Origin of the sequence: Gordonia sp. (in: high G+C Gram-positive bacteria), assembly GCF_049299075.1 — a bacterium.
In the GTDB taxonomy this organism is placed as follows: Bacteria; Actinomycetota; Actinomycetes; order Mycobacteriales; family Mycobacteriaceae; genus Gordonia.
Genome location: NZ_JBAQWU010000470.1, coordinates 1 through 15,689, shown reverse-complemented (window position 1 = coordinate 15,689; position 15,689 = coordinate 1). Strand labels below are relative to the sequence as shown.

Annotated in this window: 15 protein-coding genes and 1 pseudogene; 8 read left to right on the top strand and 8 right to left on the bottom strand. The window is 66.2% G+C overall.

All coding sequences use genetic code 11. The features are described 5' to 3' along the window. The 5 genes from WAW85_RS14940 to WAW85_RS14920 all read left to right on the top strand — a co-directional run. Positions 1-639, top strand: a 639-nt coding sequence (locus WAW85_RS14940) for a Zn-ribbon domain-containing OB-fold protein (RefSeq protein WP_422560379.1), incomplete at its 5' end; no start/stop codon positions are given. Continuing rightward, on the top strand, positions 636-1,073 hold the full coding sequence (locus WAW85_RS14935) for a MaoC family dehydratase (RefSeq protein ID WP_422560378.1): 438 nt from the start codon (positions 636-638) through the stop codon (positions 1,071-1,073). The genes WAW85_RS14940 and WAW85_RS14935, both read left to right, overlap by 4 nt. Continuing rightward, positions 1,066-2,247, top strand: coding sequence for a lipid-transfer protein (locus WAW85_RS14930; RefSeq protein WP_422560377.1), 1,182 nt, complete (start codon positions 1,066-1,068; stop codon positions 2,245-2,247). Before WAW85_RS14935 ends, WAW85_RS14930 begins: the two co-directional genes overlap by 8 nt. A gap of 43 nt (positions 2,248-2,290) precedes the next feature. Then, complete coding sequence (locus tag WAW85_RS14925) at positions 2,291-3,901, top strand: AMP-binding protein (protein WP_422560376.1); 1,611 nt, start codon at positions 2,291-2,293, stop codon at positions 3,899-3,901. 30 nt (positions 3,902-3,931) lie between these two features. Then, positions 3,932-5,659, top strand: coding sequence for a SulP family inorganic anion transporter (locus WAW85_RS14920; protein ID WP_422560375.1), 1,728 nt, complete (start codon positions 3,932-3,934; stop codon positions 5,657-5,659). A 28-nt stretch (positions 5,660-5,687) separates the two neighbouring features. Here the strand turns inward: WAW85_RS14920 and WAW85_RS14915 are convergent, their stop codons facing one another. The 3 genes from WAW85_RS14915 to WAW85_RS14905 form a co-directional block, all read right to left on the bottom strand. Then, positions 5,688-6,320, bottom strand: coding sequence for a DUF2461 domain-containing protein (locus tag WAW85_RS14915; RefSeq protein WP_422560374.1), 633 nt, complete (start codon positions 6,318-6,320; stop codon positions 5,688-5,690). Positions 6,321-6,338: 18 nt separating this feature from the next. After that, on the bottom strand, positions 6,339-7,604 hold the full coding sequence (locus WAW85_RS14910) for an amidohydrolase family protein (RefSeq protein WP_422560373.1): 1,266 nt from the start codon (positions 7,602-7,604) through the stop codon (positions 6,339-6,341). 67 nt (positions 7,605-7,671) lie between these two features. Further along, a complete protein-coding gene (locus WAW85_RS14905) occupies positions 7,672-9,282 on the bottom strand; it encodes an MFS transporter (RefSeq protein ID WP_422560372.1) in 1,611 nt (536 codons plus the stop codon). Positions 9,283-9,358: 76 nt separating this feature from the next. Here WAW85_RS14905 and WAW85_RS14900 point away from each other — a divergent pair, with 76 nt between their 5' ends. Beyond that, a complete protein-coding gene (locus WAW85_RS14900; RefSeq protein ID WP_422560371.1) occupies positions 9,359-9,505 on the top strand; it encodes a hypothetical protein in 147 nt (48 codons plus the stop codon). Between the two features lie 45 nt (positions 9,506-9,550). On the opposite strand, the gene WAW85_RS14895 is transcribed toward WAW85_RS14900, so the two are convergent. The 5 genes from WAW85_RS14895 to WAW85_RS14875 form a co-directional block, all read right to left on the bottom strand. Then, positions 9,551-9,982 carry a DUF6918 family protein gene (locus tag WAW85_RS14895; protein ID WP_422560370.1) on the bottom strand — a complete coding sequence of 144 codons (432 nt, stop codon included), beginning with the start codon at positions 9,980-9,982 and terminating at the stop codon, positions 9,551-9,553. A 26-nt stretch (positions 9,983-10,008) separates the two neighbouring features. Continuing rightward, entirely contained in the window at positions 10,009-10,872 is an 864-nt protein-coding gene (locus WAW85_RS14890; protein ID WP_422560369.1) for a MaoC/PaaZ C-terminal domain-containing protein, read from the bottom strand. A gap of 3 nt (positions 10,873-10,875) precedes the next feature. Then, complete coding sequence (gene kstD, locus WAW85_RS14885; RefSeq protein ID WP_422560380.1) at positions 10,876-12,573, bottom strand: 3-oxosteroid 1-dehydrogenase; 1,698 nt, start codon at positions 12,571-12,573, stop codon at positions 10,876-10,878. 108 nt (positions 12,574-12,681) lie between these two features. Continuing rightward, positions 12,682-13,047, bottom strand: coding sequence for a hypothetical protein (locus WAW85_RS14880; protein WP_422560368.1), 366 nt, complete (start codon positions 13,045-13,047; stop codon positions 12,682-12,684). Then, positions 13,047-14,225 carry a Rieske 2Fe-2S domain-containing protein gene (locus WAW85_RS14875; RefSeq protein WP_422560367.1) on the bottom strand — a complete coding sequence of 393 codons (1,179 nt, stop codon included), beginning with the start codon at positions 14,223-14,225 and terminating at the stop codon, positions 13,047-13,049. The genes WAW85_RS14880 and WAW85_RS14875 overlap by 1 nt, the downstream gene beginning before the upstream one ends. 122 nt (positions 14,226-14,347) lie before the next feature. On the opposite strand from WAW85_RS14875, the gene hsaA reads away from it, so the two are divergent. Both hsaA and WAW85_RS14865 read left to right on the top strand, forming a co-directional pair. Beyond that, positions 14,348-15,529, top strand: a complete 1,182-nt coding sequence (gene hsaA / locus WAW85_RS14870; RefSeq protein ID WP_422560366.1) for a 3-hydroxy-9,10-secoandrosta-1,3,5(10)-triene-9,17-dione monooxygenase oxygenase subunit — start codon at positions 14,348-14,350, stop codon at positions 15,527-15,529. Between the two features lie 18 nt (positions 15,530-15,547). Then, a pseudogene (locus WAW85_RS14865) lies at positions 15,548-15,689 on the top strand (2,3-dihydroxybiphenyl 1,2-dioxygenase); the annotation flags it as partial.

Here is a 15,689-nt window from a genome sequence, read left to right as displayed (position 1 = left end):
GTGTACCACCGCTACTGCCAGCCGGGCGAAGATGTGACGCTGAGCGCGACGCTGACCGAGGTGACCGGACCCAAGCAGACCGCGCTGGGTGAGGGCTGGTTCTTCACCACCCGCAACACCTGGTCGGTGGGCGACGAGGTCGTCGCCGAGATGGACTTCCGGATCCTCAAGTTTCGGCCTGCCACGCAGCAGGCGGCGGTCGAGGCGCCGTCGTACGACGGTCTCGACCCGACCAAGCTCATCAAACCCACCGTTTCTCGGGACACCGCGTTCTTCTGGGACGGCGTCGCCGCGCACGAGCTGCGTATTCAGCGGCTCGCCGACGGCAGTCTGCGGCATCCGCCGATCCCGGCCACCTGGAAGCCGTGGGGCGAGTCGACCGACTTCCAGGTCGCCGCCGGTAACGGCACTGTCTTCAGCTACGTGGTGCATCACGCACCGAAGGTGCCCGGCCGTGAGCTGCCCTTTGTGGTGGCGCTGGTGGAACTCGACGAGGGGGTCCGCATGCTCGGGCAACTGCGCGGGGTGGACCCGGACCAGGTGGCGATCGGGATGAAAGTCGACGTGGAGTTCCTCGACTTCCCGGCCGACGGCGACGACGAGCCATGGACCCTCTATGCCTGGAAGGCGACGCAGTGAGCACCGCACCCACAGTGAATATCGGGGACGTCTTACCGCCTTTGACGGTGGTGGCGACGCCCACCTTTGTGGTCGCGACTGCGCTGGCGACCCGCGACTTCCAGGACGTGCATCACGACCGCGATCTGGCGCAGACGAAGGGGTCCAAGGACATCTTTGTGAACATCCTGACCGACACCGGACTGGTGGAACGTTTCGTCACCGACTGGGCCGGACCGTCGGCGCGGATCGCCGGGATCAAGCTCAAGCTCGGCGTGCCCTGGTACGCCTACGACACCTTGACCTTGACTGGGGAAGTGGTCTCGACGTCATCGGCGCAGCGTGCCGACGAGGTCGAGGTGGCAGTGACCGGCACCAATTCGCTCGGCAAGCATGTGATCTCCACGGTCACCGTCATTTCCGGGGCGAGCAATTCAGGGGCGAGCGATGAGTGAGCGCACACTGTCCGGCAAGGCTGCGATTGCCGGGATCGGGGCCACCGAGTTCTCCAAGGATTCTGGTCGCAGCGAGCTGCGGTTGGCCGCTGAGGCAGTCAATGCGGCGCTGGCCGATGCCGGGCTGACGGCGGCCGACGTCGACGGCTTAGTCACGTTCACCATGGACACCAATGCCGAGATCGCGGTGGCCCGCGCAGTCGGTATCGACGAGCTCAAGTATTTCTCCCGGATCCATTACGGCGGGGGAGCAGCCTGCTCCACCGTGCAGCAGGCGGCGATGGCCGTCGCGACCGGTGTGTGCGATGTGGTGGTGGCCTATCGGGCCTTCAACGAGCGCTCGGGCAACCGGTTCGGGCAGGTCAGTGCGACGGTGGCCAACCAGGAGAACTCGTCGGGCACCGACAACGCGTTCAGTTATCCGCACGGCCTCTCCACTCCCGCGGCTTTCGTGGCGATGGTGGCGCAACGTTACATGCACGATTACGGCGCGACCAGCGAGGACTTCGGGCGCATCGCCGTGGTCGATCGCAAGCATGCCGCGGTGAACCCGCAGGCCTTCTTCTACGGCAAGCCGATCACCCTCGCCGACCATCAGGCGAGCCGGTACATCGCCGAGCCGCTGCACCTGCTGGATTGTTGCCAGGAATCAGACGGCGGGGTGGCGATTGTCGTCGTCTCGCCCGAACGCGCCCGGGAACTGGCGCAGCGGCCGGTCACCATCAGTGCCGCCGCGTCGGGCAGTGCGCGCAACCAGTTCATCATGACCAGCTACTACCGGGATGACCTCGCTGGTCTGCCCGAGATGGGGCTGGTCGGGCGGCAGCTGTGGGAGCAGGCGCAGCTGACGCCCGACGACGTCGATGTGGCAGTCCTCTACGACCACTTCACCCCGTACACGCTGATGCAGCTGGAGGAATTGGGCTTCTGTGGCCGCGGCGAAGCGAAAGACTTCGTCCGTGAGCCGGGTGCCCTTGAAGTGGGCGGACGGCTGCCGCTCAATACGCACGGCGGCCAGCTCGGCGAGGCCTACATCCATGGGATGAACGGCATCGCCGAAGCGGTCCGGCAACTCCGCGGGCAGTCGGTCAACCAGGTGGACGGCGCGCGCGCCGCCCTGGTGACCGCCGGCACCGGCGTCCCGACCTCCGGCTTGATCCTCACGACCGACTGATCCGACCAGCTCACCGACCAGAACCGCCCGCAAGGAGATCCCCATGAAATTCAATCTGGCCACCGTATTCGAGACCGTCGCCGATGCCGTCCCCGACCGGGTGGTGTTGACCTTCGAAGGCACCGGTTACACGTATGCGGACCTGGACCGGCAGATCAACCAGGTGGCCCACCTGCTGGCGCGACACGGAATCGGCCGCGACGACAAGGTCGCGCTGTATCTGAAGAACAGCGTGGAGCATGTGACCGCGTTGCTGGGCATGCTGAAGGTCGCTGCGGTGCCGGTGAACGTCAACTACCGCTACACCGGTCCGGAGTTGGCGTACATCTTTGAGAACTCCGATGCCGCGGCGGTCGTCGTCGAGCTGCCCGAGCATCAGGAGATTCTGGCGACGCTGGTCGGCGAGCTTCCCGAGCTGCGCACGGTGCTGGTGATCGGGGCGGTCACCGATGCGCTGCAGGCCGCGGTGGACGCCGCCGAGGGCGTTGAACTGGTTGATTTCGGCGGGTGGACCGCCGAGTCGACCGAACGGGACTTCCCCGAGCGCACCGGCGAGGAGCTGTACCTGATCTACACCGGCGGCACCACCGGCTACCCGAAGGGCGTCATGTGGCAGCACGACGACTTCTTCCGCAAGCCGATCTCCGGTGGTAACCCCTACGGGCCGGCGCGGGAAAGCTACGAGGAACTGGCCCGCGAAGTGCAGAACTTCCCGTCGCTGGCATTCCTGATCGCTGCCCCGCTGATGCACGGCGCCGCGTCGTACTCGTTGTTCACCTTCTTGGCGTTGGGCGGCCGCCTGATTCTGGAGCGCGACTTCGATGCGCGCACGATCGTCGCCAACATTCCGCGCGATCAGACCCAGATGATTCTGATCGTCGGCGATGCGATGGGGATGCCGCTGGTGGAGGAACTCGAGCGCACCGCGGGTGAGGTGGACCTGTCAAGTCTGTTCTCCATCGCCTCCGGCGGTGCGATCTGGAGTAAGAGCGTCCGCGACCGATTCCTGGCGGTCAAGCCGGAAATGATGTTGCGCGACAACTTCGGCGCCTCCGAATCCGGCAATGACGGTGAGATCATGCTCGACGAGAACGGCAACCTGAAGGTGCCGGCGACGCCGCGGATGATGGTGGTCGATGAATCCTTCACGCAGATCACCACTCCGGAGCAGGTCGGCTACATCGCGCGCGTCGGCAACATCCCCCTCGGCTACTACAAGGACGAGGAGAAGACGGCGCGCACCTTCCCGACGATGGCCGACGGTACTCGGATTTCGGTGCTCGGCGATATGGGTTACGTCGCCGACGACGGCGGGATCGTCTTCCTTGGCCGCGGCAGCCAGTGCATCAACACCGGCGGTGAGAAGGTGTACGCCGAAGAGGTCGAGGCCGTGCTGCACGGGCATCCGGCCGTGGCCGACGCGCTCGTGGTCCCGGTGCCCGACGCCAAGTACGGGCAGGCCGTGGCCGCGGTGATCCAGGTCGCCGACGGCGCCGAGGAACCGACCGTGGAAGAACTGCAGGAGTTCTGCCAGCAGAGCCTGGCGCGTTACAAACTGCCGCGCAGTGTCGTCGTCGTCGACGAGGTACGCCGTACGCCTGCGGGCAAGGCCGACTACCGCTGGGCTAAGTCCGCCGCTGAAGCCGCCGAATGAGTCCGGCCCATTAGGGCATGATTTAGCACCATGAACAGGGGTGCAACGGCACGCTTCCGCGGGGCGATGGACTGGTTGCCGGCCATCCGGACGGCCCGGCACTATCGGCGGGGCTGGTTGCGCGGAGATGTGGTGGCCGGGATCGCGGTCGGCGCCCTGATGATCCCGGCCGGCCTCGGTTATGCGGAAGTCTCCGGACTGCCGCCGGTGCACGGTCTGTACGCCACGATCATCCCGGTGCTGGTGTACGCGCTGATCGGGCCGTCGCGCATGCTGATCCTGGGGCCGGACTCGGCGCTGGCACCGATCATCGCGGCGGCGATCATTCCGCTTGCGGTTACCGATCCCGGTCGACGGGTGGAACTCGCCGGGGTGCTGGCGATCGAGGTCGGCGTGATTCTGGTGCTGGCCGGGGTGTTTCGGCTCGGCTTCCTCACCACCCTGCTGGCCAAGCCGATCCGGATCGGGTACCTGAACGGCATCGCCCTGGTGGTGGTCCTCGGGCAGATCCCTACGTTGCTCGGCTTCAGCGGTGCGGGCGACTCGATTCTTCAGGTGATCGTTGCCGATTGGCGCGGCCTGGTGGACGGTTCGGTGATCCCACAGGCTGCCGCGATCGGGATCACCGGTGTGGTGGTGATACTGGTGCTCCGGCGGTGGAGGAAGACCATTCCGGGAGTGCTCATCGTCGTCGTCGGCGCGATGGCATTCCTCGCACTGTCTGGCTGGCGCAGTGAAGTACCGGTGGTCGGCGCCATGCCGGAGGGATTGCCAGCCCCGGCAATACCGTCGACGAACTGGGCCGACTGGGTCCAGTTGGTCGGGCCCGCGGCTGGCATTGCCTTGATTGCCTTTGCCGATACCAGCGTGCTTTCGCGCACGTTCGCCGCGCGGGCCGGACACACGGTCAACAGCAACCACGAGGTCGGGGCGGTGGGCCTGTCGAATGTGGCGGCCGGAGTTTTGGGTGGCTTTCCGGTGAGCGCCTCGAGTTCCCGGACTGCGGTCGCTGACGCTGCAGGTGGACGGAGCCAGTTGTCCGCGGTCACCGGCGCAGTGCTGGTCCTCCTCGTGCTGCTGGTGATTCCCGGCGTGACCGACTATCTACCGTCGTCCGCGCTGGCCGCGGTGGTGATCGTGGCGGCGTTGTCGCTCGTCGACGTGCGCACGGTGTTCGAGTTGTTCCGAATCGACAAGGTCGAGGGTGCGCTGACTATCGTGGCCTTCCTCGGCGTCGCGATTCTTGGTGTGTTGGAAGGAATTCTGGTCGCCATCGCATTGGCCTTCGTGGGATTCATCTATTCGGCGTCCCGACCGTACCGGGCCGAACTCGGCGTGGTGCCCGGGCTGCGCGGATATCACGACGTCTCCCGCTATCCGCAGGCCGAACGCATCGCAGCGACGCTGATCCTGCGGTTCGACGCGCCCCTCTTCTTCGCCAACGGCGCCCTCTTCGACGACTGGGTGCGCACCGAGCTGAAGGCGGCGCGGGCGTCCGGGCGGACGATCGGGACCGTCGTGATCGCCGCCGAGCCGATCACCGACATCGACTCGTCGGCGATCGATGAGCTGGTGGAACTCGACGACTACCTGTCCAACCACGGCGTCGAACTGGTCTTCGCCGAACTCAAGGATCCGGTGCGCGAACAGCTCGAGAAGTACCGGCTCAGCGTCGACGGTCGACCGCGCTTCACTCCCGGGCACTTTGCCCCGACCCTCGGCTCCATCGTCGACGAGATTCTCGACGACGACTCCTGACGTCCAGAGGTTGGCGCCGCGTGGTGGCTCAGACCCGAGTGTTCTCGCCGACCCAGTCGATGAGCGGGGTCACCTGCCGCCAGTCGGCGCGGACCCGGTCGAGAAGGGCGGGAGTGTGCACGACGTCATCGAACCCGTAGGAGCGCATCGCGGTGAGTGATCGGTAGCGGAGCAGTGCGATACGCGGATGGTCTTTCGGCCAGCCGCGCGGCGCGGTCTTGAGGCGATCGCCGTCGATCGTCCAGCCGGACGTGGTCAGGCCGCGCAGGATCTTCTCCAGGGCGGCGCCGCGGTGCCGGTGGTCGATCGCCTGTCGGATAGCGGCAAGGTGCTCGCCGTTCGCCTCGTAGAAGCCGCCGCCGACCCGGAAGCCCGGGGCGGCGATCTCGGCGTAGTAGCCGGTCGCCGGCCCGGTCGCGACGAAGGCGCCCTGATGTGTCTTATACGGCGTCTTGTCTTTCGCGAACCGGACGTCGCGGTACGGGCGGAAGATCTTGGCCGCACCGAACTCGCTGGCGAGAGCGTGGGTGAGGGCCGCCATCGGCTCGGCTACCGCGACGCGGTACTGCTCCTTGTGCGCTTCCCAGAACACTTTGCTGTTATCGACCTCGAGGTCGTCGTAGAAGTCGAAAGCTGCTTCGGGAAACCCGGTGAAGGACACGCCGTCTATCGGATCGGGCTACTGGTTCTTGTAGATCTTGCCGTCCTTCATGATGACGTCGAAGTTCTTACCCGGATCGGCGATCAGGTCGATGTCGGCGAGCGGATCACCGTTCACCAGAATCAGATCGGCCAGGGCGCCAGTCTCGACGACGCCGAGGGTGCCGGCATAGGGTGACCGTGGCCCGGAGAGCGCCAGCAGCTGGGCATTGTCGTAGGTGGCCAGGCGCAGCAGATCGGCACTGGAGAACCACTCCTTCAGGGAGAGCAGCATCTTGTTCTGGTTCTCGTTCATCTCCGGCTCGAACAAGAAGTCGGTGCCCCAGGCGAGTTTCACGCCAGCCTCCTTGGCCATGGCCCAGACGCGGTCGTTGCCCTCGACGATGGGGCCACGCTTGGCGCGTCGTTCCGGTGCCATCGTCTCGTTGTTGGGGATCAGATACTGGCCGGACAGCCACACCTCTTTCTCGGCGATGTAGTCGACGGTCGGCCGGTCCAGCAGCTGGCCGTGCTCAATGCACTTGACGCCAGCGTCGATAGCGCGCCGCACCGACCGCGGCGTGTAGGCGTGCACCGTCACATAGGTGTTCCAGTCGTCGGCGGCGCGGACCGCAGCGTCGAACTCGTCCGGGAGGAACTGGGTCACATCGATGGGATCGTAGGCCGACGAGGTGCCGCCACCGGCCATCAGCTTGAGCTGGCTGGCACCGAGCCGCAGATTCTCCCGCGCGGCGGTGAGTACCTCGTCGTGCCCGTCGACGATGAAAGTCGCGCCGATCTGCTGGGCGCGCGGCACGATCCCGGAGAATCGGCGGCAGGGCTCGTCGGGGGTGCGGAAGTCGCCGTGGCCGGAGGTCTGCGAGATCATCGCGCCGGACGGCCAGATGCGAGGTCCGGGGACCAGTCCGCCGTCGATGGCGGCCTTGACCGGAAAGATCGGACCGCCCAGGTCGCGGATCGCGGTGAATCCGCGCATGAGGGTGTCGCCAGCCGAGCCAAGGGCGCGCTTCCCGAAGTCGTCGGGGGTGCCGTTCGGGTCGTACAGCTGAGCCATGGTGGAACTGCCGAATACCAGGTGGACGTGGTTGTCGATCATGCCGGGCATCAGCGTGCGGCCGTTACCGTCGATGACGACGGTCGACGGCGAAGGCTGCTGACCGCTGCCGATCTCGGAGATCGTCGTGCCAGCAATAAGCACGTCCGTCGGCTCGCTGAGCTTGCCAGCCTTAACGTCAAGGACGCGAACGTTCTGAAAGAGGGTGTCGGGGGACTCAGGAGCGGTCATAACTGACAGCGTAGGACCGCAGCTACAGCCACGCAGGGGATCGGCGCGGCCGATCAGGTCTGGCGGCTCAGCTGGTCACATCCTGCGGCGCGCTAGGCACATCTTGCGCTTTTGGGTCGAGGCTGTCGGCGCTGATCACCTGGCGCGGGGCATACCAGCCGAGGAATATGGCGCCGACCACCAGTACCGCACCGAGCACCAGGCAAGCCTGCTGCATCGGCGGAAGAAAGGCGTTCTCGGCTCCGGTGCGGATGAAGTCGGCCAGTGCGCCGGCCTGCGGCGGCAACTGGTCGGCGACCTCGACGGCGCCGGCCAGGGACAGTTCGATCCCGTGGGCGGCCTGGCTGGCCTGTGCGGGGTCGATGGCGGCGAGTTGTTCGCGGGCCGCGTCGGCAGTGGGCCCGATGCGGCTGGCGTAGCCGGCCGCCATCAGGCTGCCAGCCAAGCCTATACCGATGGCGGCGCCCAGTTCGCGGGCGGTGTCGTTGACCGCTGAGCCGACACCCTGTTTATCCAGCGGGGTGTTTGCCATGATCGCCGTCGTTGAGGGTGCGGTGGCCAGACCGATGCCGATGGCCGTGACGGCCAGCATGACGGCCAGCTTCCAGTACTCGTTGGGTTCAAAGATGCCCATCGCGATAATGCCGATTCCGGTCAGTCCGATACCGATCGCGAGGACGACGCCCAGCGAGTGGAAGCGCACCGCCACCCAGTTGCCGAGCAGGGCGAACAGGCCCACGCCGGCCACCATCGGGATGAGCGCGACGGCCGATTTGAGGGGCGAGTAGCCGAAGACCAGTTGGAGGAGCAACAGAATGAGGTAGAAGAGGCCGAACGATGCGAAGAACTGCAGCATCACCGAGAGTGCGCCGGAGGAGAAGGCGCGATTGCGGAAAAGTCGGACGTCGAGGAGTGGTGCGGTGCGCCGGCTTTCGATGAAAACGAAGACAGCGCCCAGGGCCAGTCCGCCGAGGAGGCACACCAGCACCAGCGGGTCGGTCCAGCCGCGCGTGGGTGCTTCGAGCAGGCCGAAGACGACGCCGGTGACTGCGACGATGGAGGTGATCGAGCCGATAAAGTCGAACGGTCCGGGATCGGCGTCCTTCGATGAGCCGATGGAGAGGGTGAGTCCGAAGGCGACCAGCGCACCGACCGCAAAGGTGATGAACACCGAATGCCAGCTGAAGAACTGCAGCAGCATGCCGGTGACGAAGAAGCCGAGGATGGCGCCGACGCCGGCCACCGCCGCCCAGATGCTGACACCGATGGGGCGTTGTTCGCGCGGTACGCCGGCGGTGATCAGGGATAAGGTTGCAGGCATGATCAGTGCCGCGCCGACGCCCGCGGCGAATCGGGTGGCGATCAACTCGCCCGGGGTGTCCACCCAGACGGCGGCCAGCGAGGCCATCCCGAACACCAGCAGGCCGAGCAGCAGGACGCCGCGCCGCCCGAAGCGATCACCGATCGCGCCGGCGGGCAGCAGCAGCGCCGCCAGAATGAGCGTGTAACCGTCGATGATCCACATCATCTCGGTACTGCTCGCGTGAATGTCCCGCGCGATATCCGGTAGCGCCGTGTTGAGCGCCGCCATGGCCGCGACTACCAGGCTGACGGCTAGGCAGGAGACCAGGATCAGCCAGACGGTCCGAATGCTCCACGCCCCGACACGCACGCTCATCCTCACTCGTAACTTTCGTAACTTATGTCACAGTAATGGTACGGAATCACACCATTCCTATCGAAAGTGAACCGTCATGGCTTCTCATCATGTTGCCCCGTCTCGCGTCTGCGTCGGCGACCTGACACCGGTCCGACTCCACCTGGGGCGTGTTCTCGCCCTGGTGGGGATTCTGGTAGGCGTGCTGGCGATGATCCTCGTGCTCCTGGCCAGCGCCGCCTGACCCTTCGACAGGCTCAGGGAGCGGGAGCGTCCTGCGGGAGCGTTATCAGGGGGCGGGTGCGTACCTGGCGATCACGTCGCCCACCGGCTCGAGGGCCGCGGCGACGTATCCCTTCGCTCTGCCGCGCAGAGCGGAGTACGCCTTGGTGAGAGCTGCCGGGGCCGACTCCGCCTGCTGATCGGTCACCGTCAGGAGTGCTTCGCTGGCTACGTCCGAGTGGGCCGCCAGGTACTTGCCGAACGGCTGCCCGTCGCGCGAATCCCACAGTGGCGCAAGCGCATCCAGAAAATTCGGAAGCATGTGGTTCGTTGCATTCACCACGACGGCGGGCTTGAACTTCCGCGCCGTCGCGTAGGCGCCCTTCACCGCCGCACCGGACACTCCGGACTGCGCCTTCACCTGCTGATCGATCACCTCGGCGAGGTCGGCGGACAGCGCCTCGCGCTGGGCGAGGAGGGGGGTGAGCGAGGAGGTCATCGCACATTCTCATTTCGTCGGCCGGCTCAGCTTTGCCGGTGCAGCACCACATTACCCAGCGCCGGAGCGTCATCGCGGTCAGCAACCGTGGTGATGACCACGACGCGCGCGCCGTCCTCCCACGCCCGGATGCGCAGTGTCTCGCCGGGGAACACAATTCCGGCAAAGCTGGCGCCGAAGCCGGCGACCGCGCTCGCGTCGCCGCCGAGCAGATCGTCGATCAGCGCGCGGCACACCGTTCCGTAGGTGCACAGACCGTGCAGGATCGGTCGGGGGAATCCGGCCGCCGCGGCGAACGATGGGCTGCTGTGCAGCGGATTGCGGTCGCCGCACAGCCGGTACAGCAGTGCCTGCTGGGGCAGTGTCGGCGCGATCAGTTCGTGGTCGGGCGCACGGTCGGGCAGCTCGAGGCGGGACGACGATCCGCGTTCGCCACCGAAACCGCCCTCACCCTTGGCGAAGATCGAGCTGCGGGCAGTCCACAACCGATTCCCGGCGTCGTCGACGGTCTCGGACTCTTGGACGATGACCGCGGCCGAACCTTTGTCCTGCACCTCAGCGATGCGCGTGCGGGTGGTGGCGGTGCCGCTGGCCGGTAGTGGCCGGTGCACCTGGACCTCCTGGCTGCCGTGCACCACCTTGGCCAGGTCGATGTCGATGCCAGGGAAGCTGACCTTCGGCGGCGCACTGGCCAGGAAGGTCGCTGCCACGGTGGCGAAGGTAGGCAGCACCTTGGGTGCGACGTCGTCGATGTACTCCAGCCCGGTGGCGTCCATCGGATCGTGGGCACCGCCGACGGCGAGGTTGTAGAGGGCCACCTCTCGCGGGGTCCACGAGAAGGTGGTGGCGCCCAGGTCGGCGCCGACGGCTACGGTTGGGTCGATAGGCATTGCTCAGGCTCCCGTCGTGGCGTTGCTGCGGGTGTCGGCCTTTGCGACGGCGTCGAGCGCGGCGAGGTAGCCGAAGACGACGGCCGGGCCGATGGTGGCGCCCGGGCCGGCATAGGTGTGGCCCATTACCGGGGCGCTGGTGTTGCCCGCGGCATACAAGCCGTCGATCACGGTGCCGTCCGCGCGCAGCGCGCGGCCGGCGATGTCGGTGTCGATGCCGCCCTTGGTGCCGAGATCGCCGGGGACCATTTTGACCGCGTAGAACGGGGCCTTGTCTACCGGGCCGAGGTTCGGGTTCGGCTTGTTGGTCGGGTCGCCGTAGTAGTTGTCGTACCCGCTGACGCCGCGCTGGAAGTCGGCGTCGACGCCGCTGTGGGCGAAGCCGTTGAATCGCTGGGTGGTGGCGGCCAGCGCCTCGGCTGGCACGCCCATCTGCTCGGCCAGGCTGGCGATCGTGTCGGCCTTGACCACCGCACCGGAGGCGAGCCAACTCTTCGGGATCGACTGGCGGGCGGGCAGGCCGGCGAACAAGTAGCGGTTACGGCAGCGCTGATCCATCACCAGCCACGCCGGGACGTTGGCGCCGGCGCCTTCTCCCTGACCGAACTCGCCGCCGTACATTTGGTGGCCGGCCTCGACATAGGGCAACGACTCGTTCATGAATCGCTCACCGCGGGTGTTCACCATGAAGGTGCCCGGCATGTTCCGCTCCGACAAGGCGAACCATGGGCCCTTGGGTAGCGGCATCGTCGGCCCCCACCAAGCATCGTCCATCAGGGAGACGGCCGCGCCGGCGGACTGGGCGGCGACGATGCCGTCGCCGGTGTTGGACGGAGCGCCGGTGGTCCATTCGGTGCCGATCGGTGCGCGCTGGTACTGCGCCCGCATCTCGGCGTTGTGCTCGAAGCCGCCACTGCCCAGGATCACACCGAACCGTGCCCGGATCTCGTGCGGCTGGCCGTCGTGCTCCACCCGCACGCCGACCACGGCGCCGTCTTCGACAAGGAGTTCGGTGAGCGGAGTGTTCAGCCGGAGGTCGACGCCAGCCTGGCGGCAGCCGACCAGGAGTTCGGCGGCGAGCGCGGCGCCCATCGCAATCATCTTCTTATTTCGCGATTTGAACCAGCTGAATCGGGCGCCGACCTTGGCCATCTTCGCGATGCCGCGCCAGTGCCGCATGCCGACGTTCATCCACTTGTAGTCGCTCTGCAGCACCACCATATTCAGCGGCGCCTTGGTGTACATGGGGTGCATGGTGGCTAGGTCGCCGCCGAGGCGACGCGCATCGAAGGGCCGCGGTTCCACCGAACGGCCCAACACCCGGCCGCCCGGGGCCTCCGGGTAATAGTCGGAGTAGCCCTTGACCCATTCGAGGTCGAGCGGGGCGTTCGCCATGAGGTAGTCCAGCGCCTCGGGGCCGCGGTCGATATAGGTGTCGATCCGATCGGCTGGCGCATGCTCACCGATGATGGCGTGGGCGTATTTGCGGGCCTCTTCGGGCGTGTCGACCACCCCATCGCGGCGCAGCACCGAGTTGTTCGGGATCCACACACCGCCGCCGGAGCGGGAGGTGGACCCGCCCCAATACGGCGACTTTTCGACGAGCACGGTGCTCAGGCCCTTGCTGGCGGCGGTCAGCGCAGCCGAGAGCCCGGCTCCGCCGGCACCCACGACAACGACGTCGACGGTCTCTTGCTGCATCACATACCCTTCTGGGCGGTCGCAGCCGCCACGGGAGAACTAGAACACGTTTCAGTTGTCAGGATAAACGAGCGCGCCGGATTTCCGGTAGCGGACTCGTCGGCTACCTCACCAATAGCCGTCGGGATCGGACTCCGGCGATTCCCGCGGCACAATGCCTTCGGCCACCCCGTGGTCAATCGACGCCGAGAGGCGCGGGCAGGTGGGCAGCAGTGCGGGATTGCCGCCCTGTGCCCGGATCGCGGCGATCTCAGTGCACTGGGCGAGGGCGTCGTCGTTCCACTGCACGCTGGTGTGGTGCGGGCTGGTCTTCTTGACCAGAACGCCGGCGTGGCAGGTACGGCATTCCAGCTCGGCCATGCCGCCGCGCAGATAGTGCTGCCTATCGCGGGCGGTGGCCCTCGCGATGGCGGCCAGGCGCTCCGGATCGCCGGTGTAATCCGGAGCTTTGGCCCAGCCGCTGTCGGCGAACATCAGACCGAGGTGTGCTCGGCTGCGGCGAGATCGGCAGCCTCCTCGGCCGCTTTCTCCTCGGCCTGGCGACGCAGATTCTCCTGCACCTCGACGTTCCAGTTCTCCAGCGCCTTGGCGGTGTCGATCTCGTACTCGAAGCGGTCGGTCATCTCGTCGGTCACATCGTCGATGTCGACGTAATACTGTTCGTACCAACGACGCAGCTGGTAGACCGGGCCGTCCTCTTCGACCAGCAGCGGGTTGTCGATGCGGGTCTTGTGCTTCCAGATCTGAACATCCTGCATGAAGCCGATCTCGATGCCCGCCGAGATCTTCTTGGCCATCTTGTCGGCCTGCTCGGGGGTCAGGCCCTCGGGGATCTTGGCCATCACGCCGAACATCAGCACAAAACTGTTCTCGTCGATCGGGTAGTGGCAGTTGGTCAGGATGGTCTCGACCGCGTAGCCGCCGTAGTACTGCACCATCGGATTGAGCATGTAGGAGGGGCCGTAGTACGCCGCGATGGACTCCAGGCGGGTGTCGCCGTACGCGGACGAGATCCCGACATCGGGCCGGCCGTTGCTGTTCATGTACTGCGCCGCGGTCTGTCCCTCGAAGACGTTCTTGAAGTAGTCGGGGAGGGCGTAGTGCACATAAAAGAAGTGGGCCATATCGACCACGTTGTCGATGATCTCGCGGCAGTTGGAACCCTCGATCACCAGCGTGTTCCAGGTCCAGTCGGTCCACTGTTCGGTCTGGTACTCAGCCAGCTCCGGGATGATGCACTCCTCCGGCGGCGGATTGCCCTCGGGATCGTTGTAGACGAAGACTTGGCCGTTGCGGACCATCGTCGGCCAGGTGCGGGTCTTGGCCAGCTTCGGGTTGCGCTTGGCGTAGGGCACCTGTGCGCAGCGGCCCTTGCCGTTCCACTGCCAGCCGTGGAAGGGGCAGGCGATGTTGTCGCCGCGCACCTGACCCTGCGAGAGGTCGGCTCCCATGTGTCGGCAGAAGGCGTCGAGCACCTTCACCTCGCCGGCCGAATCGGCCCAGACCACCAGTTTGGTGCCGAAGATCTGGAGCGAGTGCGGCTTGCCGTCGGTGTATTCGGTGACCAGCCCGATGCAGTGCCAGCCGCGTGCGTAGCGGCTTGGCGGGGTGCCGGTGTCGATCTCGCGGATGCCGGTGTCGGTGGTATTCATGCTGGGGCTGCCTCCCTTGAACTGCGGTGATCTACCAATATTAGAACACGTTCCACATCAAAACGAGAACGTGTTCTAATATTGGATCAGTACCTACGACAACGTACGAGAATGGAGCGGTCATGGCCCAGCGAAGTGAAGCCGGACAGCAGGTCCTGGAGAAGATCAATGCGGTGCTGCCCGAGCTGGCACAGCGCGCGCAGGAGACCGAAGACGCACGTCGCATCCCCGACGATGTGGTGGCGATTCTCGAGGGCACCGGCTTCTTCAAGCTGATGCAGCCCGAGCAGTGGGGTGGCTACCAGGTGGATCCGGTGACCTTTTATGAAGCGGTCCGGCGCATCGCCACGGCCTGCGGTTCTACCGGCTGGGTGGCCGGCATTATCGGCATCCACAACTGGCACCTGGCCCTGTTCGACCAGCAGGCGCAGGAGGACGTGTGGGGCAAGGACCCGAGCGTCCGGATCTCGTCGTCGTACGCGCCGATGGGCGCCGGCGAGGTGGTCGAGGGCGGCTACCAGGTCAACGGATCGTGGGCGTGGTCGTCGGGCTGCGATATTGCCGACTGGGTCGTCGTGGGCGGACCGGTCTTCAAGGGTGGTAAGCCGGTCGACTTCGTCAGCTACCTGATCCCGCGCGAGGACTACGAGATCCGCGATGTGTGGAATGTTGTCGGTCTGCGCGGCACCGGTTCCAACACGATCGAGGTCAAGGACGTCTTCGTCCCACGGCACCGCATCCTCAGCTTCCGCGCCATGTCGACCGGCGAAGCGCCCGGTCTGGAGCGCAACACCGCGCCGGTCTACAAGATGCCGTGGGGCACCATCCACCCGAGCACCATCTCGGCGCCGATCGTCGGCATGGCCTACGGCGCCTACGAGGCGCACGTCGAGCACCAGGGCAAGCGCGTGCGTGCCGCCTACGCCGGCGAGAAGTCGAAGGACGATCCGTTCGCGAAGGTCCGGATCGCCGAGGCGGCCAGTGACATCGACGCCGCCTGGCGTCAGCTCTCGGGCAACCTGCAGGCCGAGTACGATCTGCTGCTGGCCGGCGAGGAGATTCCGATGGATCTGCGGCTGGCCGCACGCCGCGATCAGGTGCGCGCCACCGGCCGCGCCATCGCGGCGATCGACCTGCTCTTCGAGAACTCCGGTGCCCACGCGCTGGAGAACGGCACCCCCATCCAGCGCTTCTGGCGCGACGCCCACGCCGGCCGCGTGCATGCCGCGAACGATCCCGAGCGGGCCTACGTGGCCTTCGGCAACGGAGAGTTCGGCGTGCCCATCGGCGACACGATGGTCTGAGACGAAAGACTGCGACCAATGAGCACAGAAGATCTCTCGCCGATCCGCTCCCTCGGGTACATGCGGATCGATGCCACCGATATGGATGCGTGGCGCGAGTACGGACTGAAGATCCTCGGCATGGTCGAGGGCACGGGCTCCCTTCCCGGTGCGCTCTACC

Bases quoted from the DNA above. Each gene is read 5' to 3' on its own strand.
- WAW85_RS14930 (WP_422560377.1), top strand. From the start codon at position 1,066: ATGAGTGAGCGCACACTGTCCGGCAAGGCTGCGATTGCCGGGATCGGG.
- WAW85_RS14925 (WP_422560376.1), top strand. From the start codon at position 2,291: ATGAAATTCAATCTGGCCACCGTATTCGAGACCGTCGCCGATGCCGTC.
- WAW85_RS14920 (WP_422560375.1), top strand. From the start codon at position 3,932: ATGAACAGGGGTGCAACGGCACGCTTCCGCGGGGCGATGGACTGGTTG.
- WAW85_RS14910 (WP_422560373.1), bottom strand. From the start codon at position 7,604: ATGACCGCTCCTGAGTCCCCCGACACCCTCTTTCAGAACGTTCGCGTC.
- WAW85_RS14905 (WP_422560372.1), bottom strand. From the start codon at position 9,282: ATGAGCGTGCGTGTCGGGGCGTGGAGCATTCGGACCGTCTGGCTGATC.
- WAW85_RS14900 (WP_422560371.1), top strand. From the start codon at position 9,359: ATGGCTTCTCATCATGTTGCCCCGTCTCGCGTCTGCGTCGGCGACCTG.
- WAW85_RS14895 (WP_422560370.1), bottom strand. From the start codon at position 9,982: ATGACCTCCTCGCTCACCCCCCTCCTCGCCCAGCGCGAGGCGCTGTCC.
- WAW85_RS14890 (WP_422560369.1), bottom strand. From the start codon at position 10,872: ATGCCTATCGACCCAACCGTAGCCGTCGGCGCCGACCTGGGCGCCACC.
- kstD (WP_422560380.1), bottom strand. From the start codon at position 12,573: ATGCAGCAAGAGACCGTCGACGTCGTTGTCGTGGGTGCCGGCGGAGCC.
- WAW85_RS14880 (WP_422560368.1), bottom strand. From the start codon at position 13,047: ATGTTCGCCGACAGCGGCTGGGCCAAAGCTCCGGATTACACCGGCGAT.
- WAW85_RS14875 (WP_422560367.1), bottom strand. From the start codon at position 14,225: ATGAATACCACCGACACCGGCATCCGCGAGATCGACACCGGCACCCCG.
- hsaA (WP_422560366.1), top strand. From the start codon at position 14,348: ATGGCCCAGCGAAGTGAAGCCGGACAGCAGGTCCTGGAGAAGATCAAT.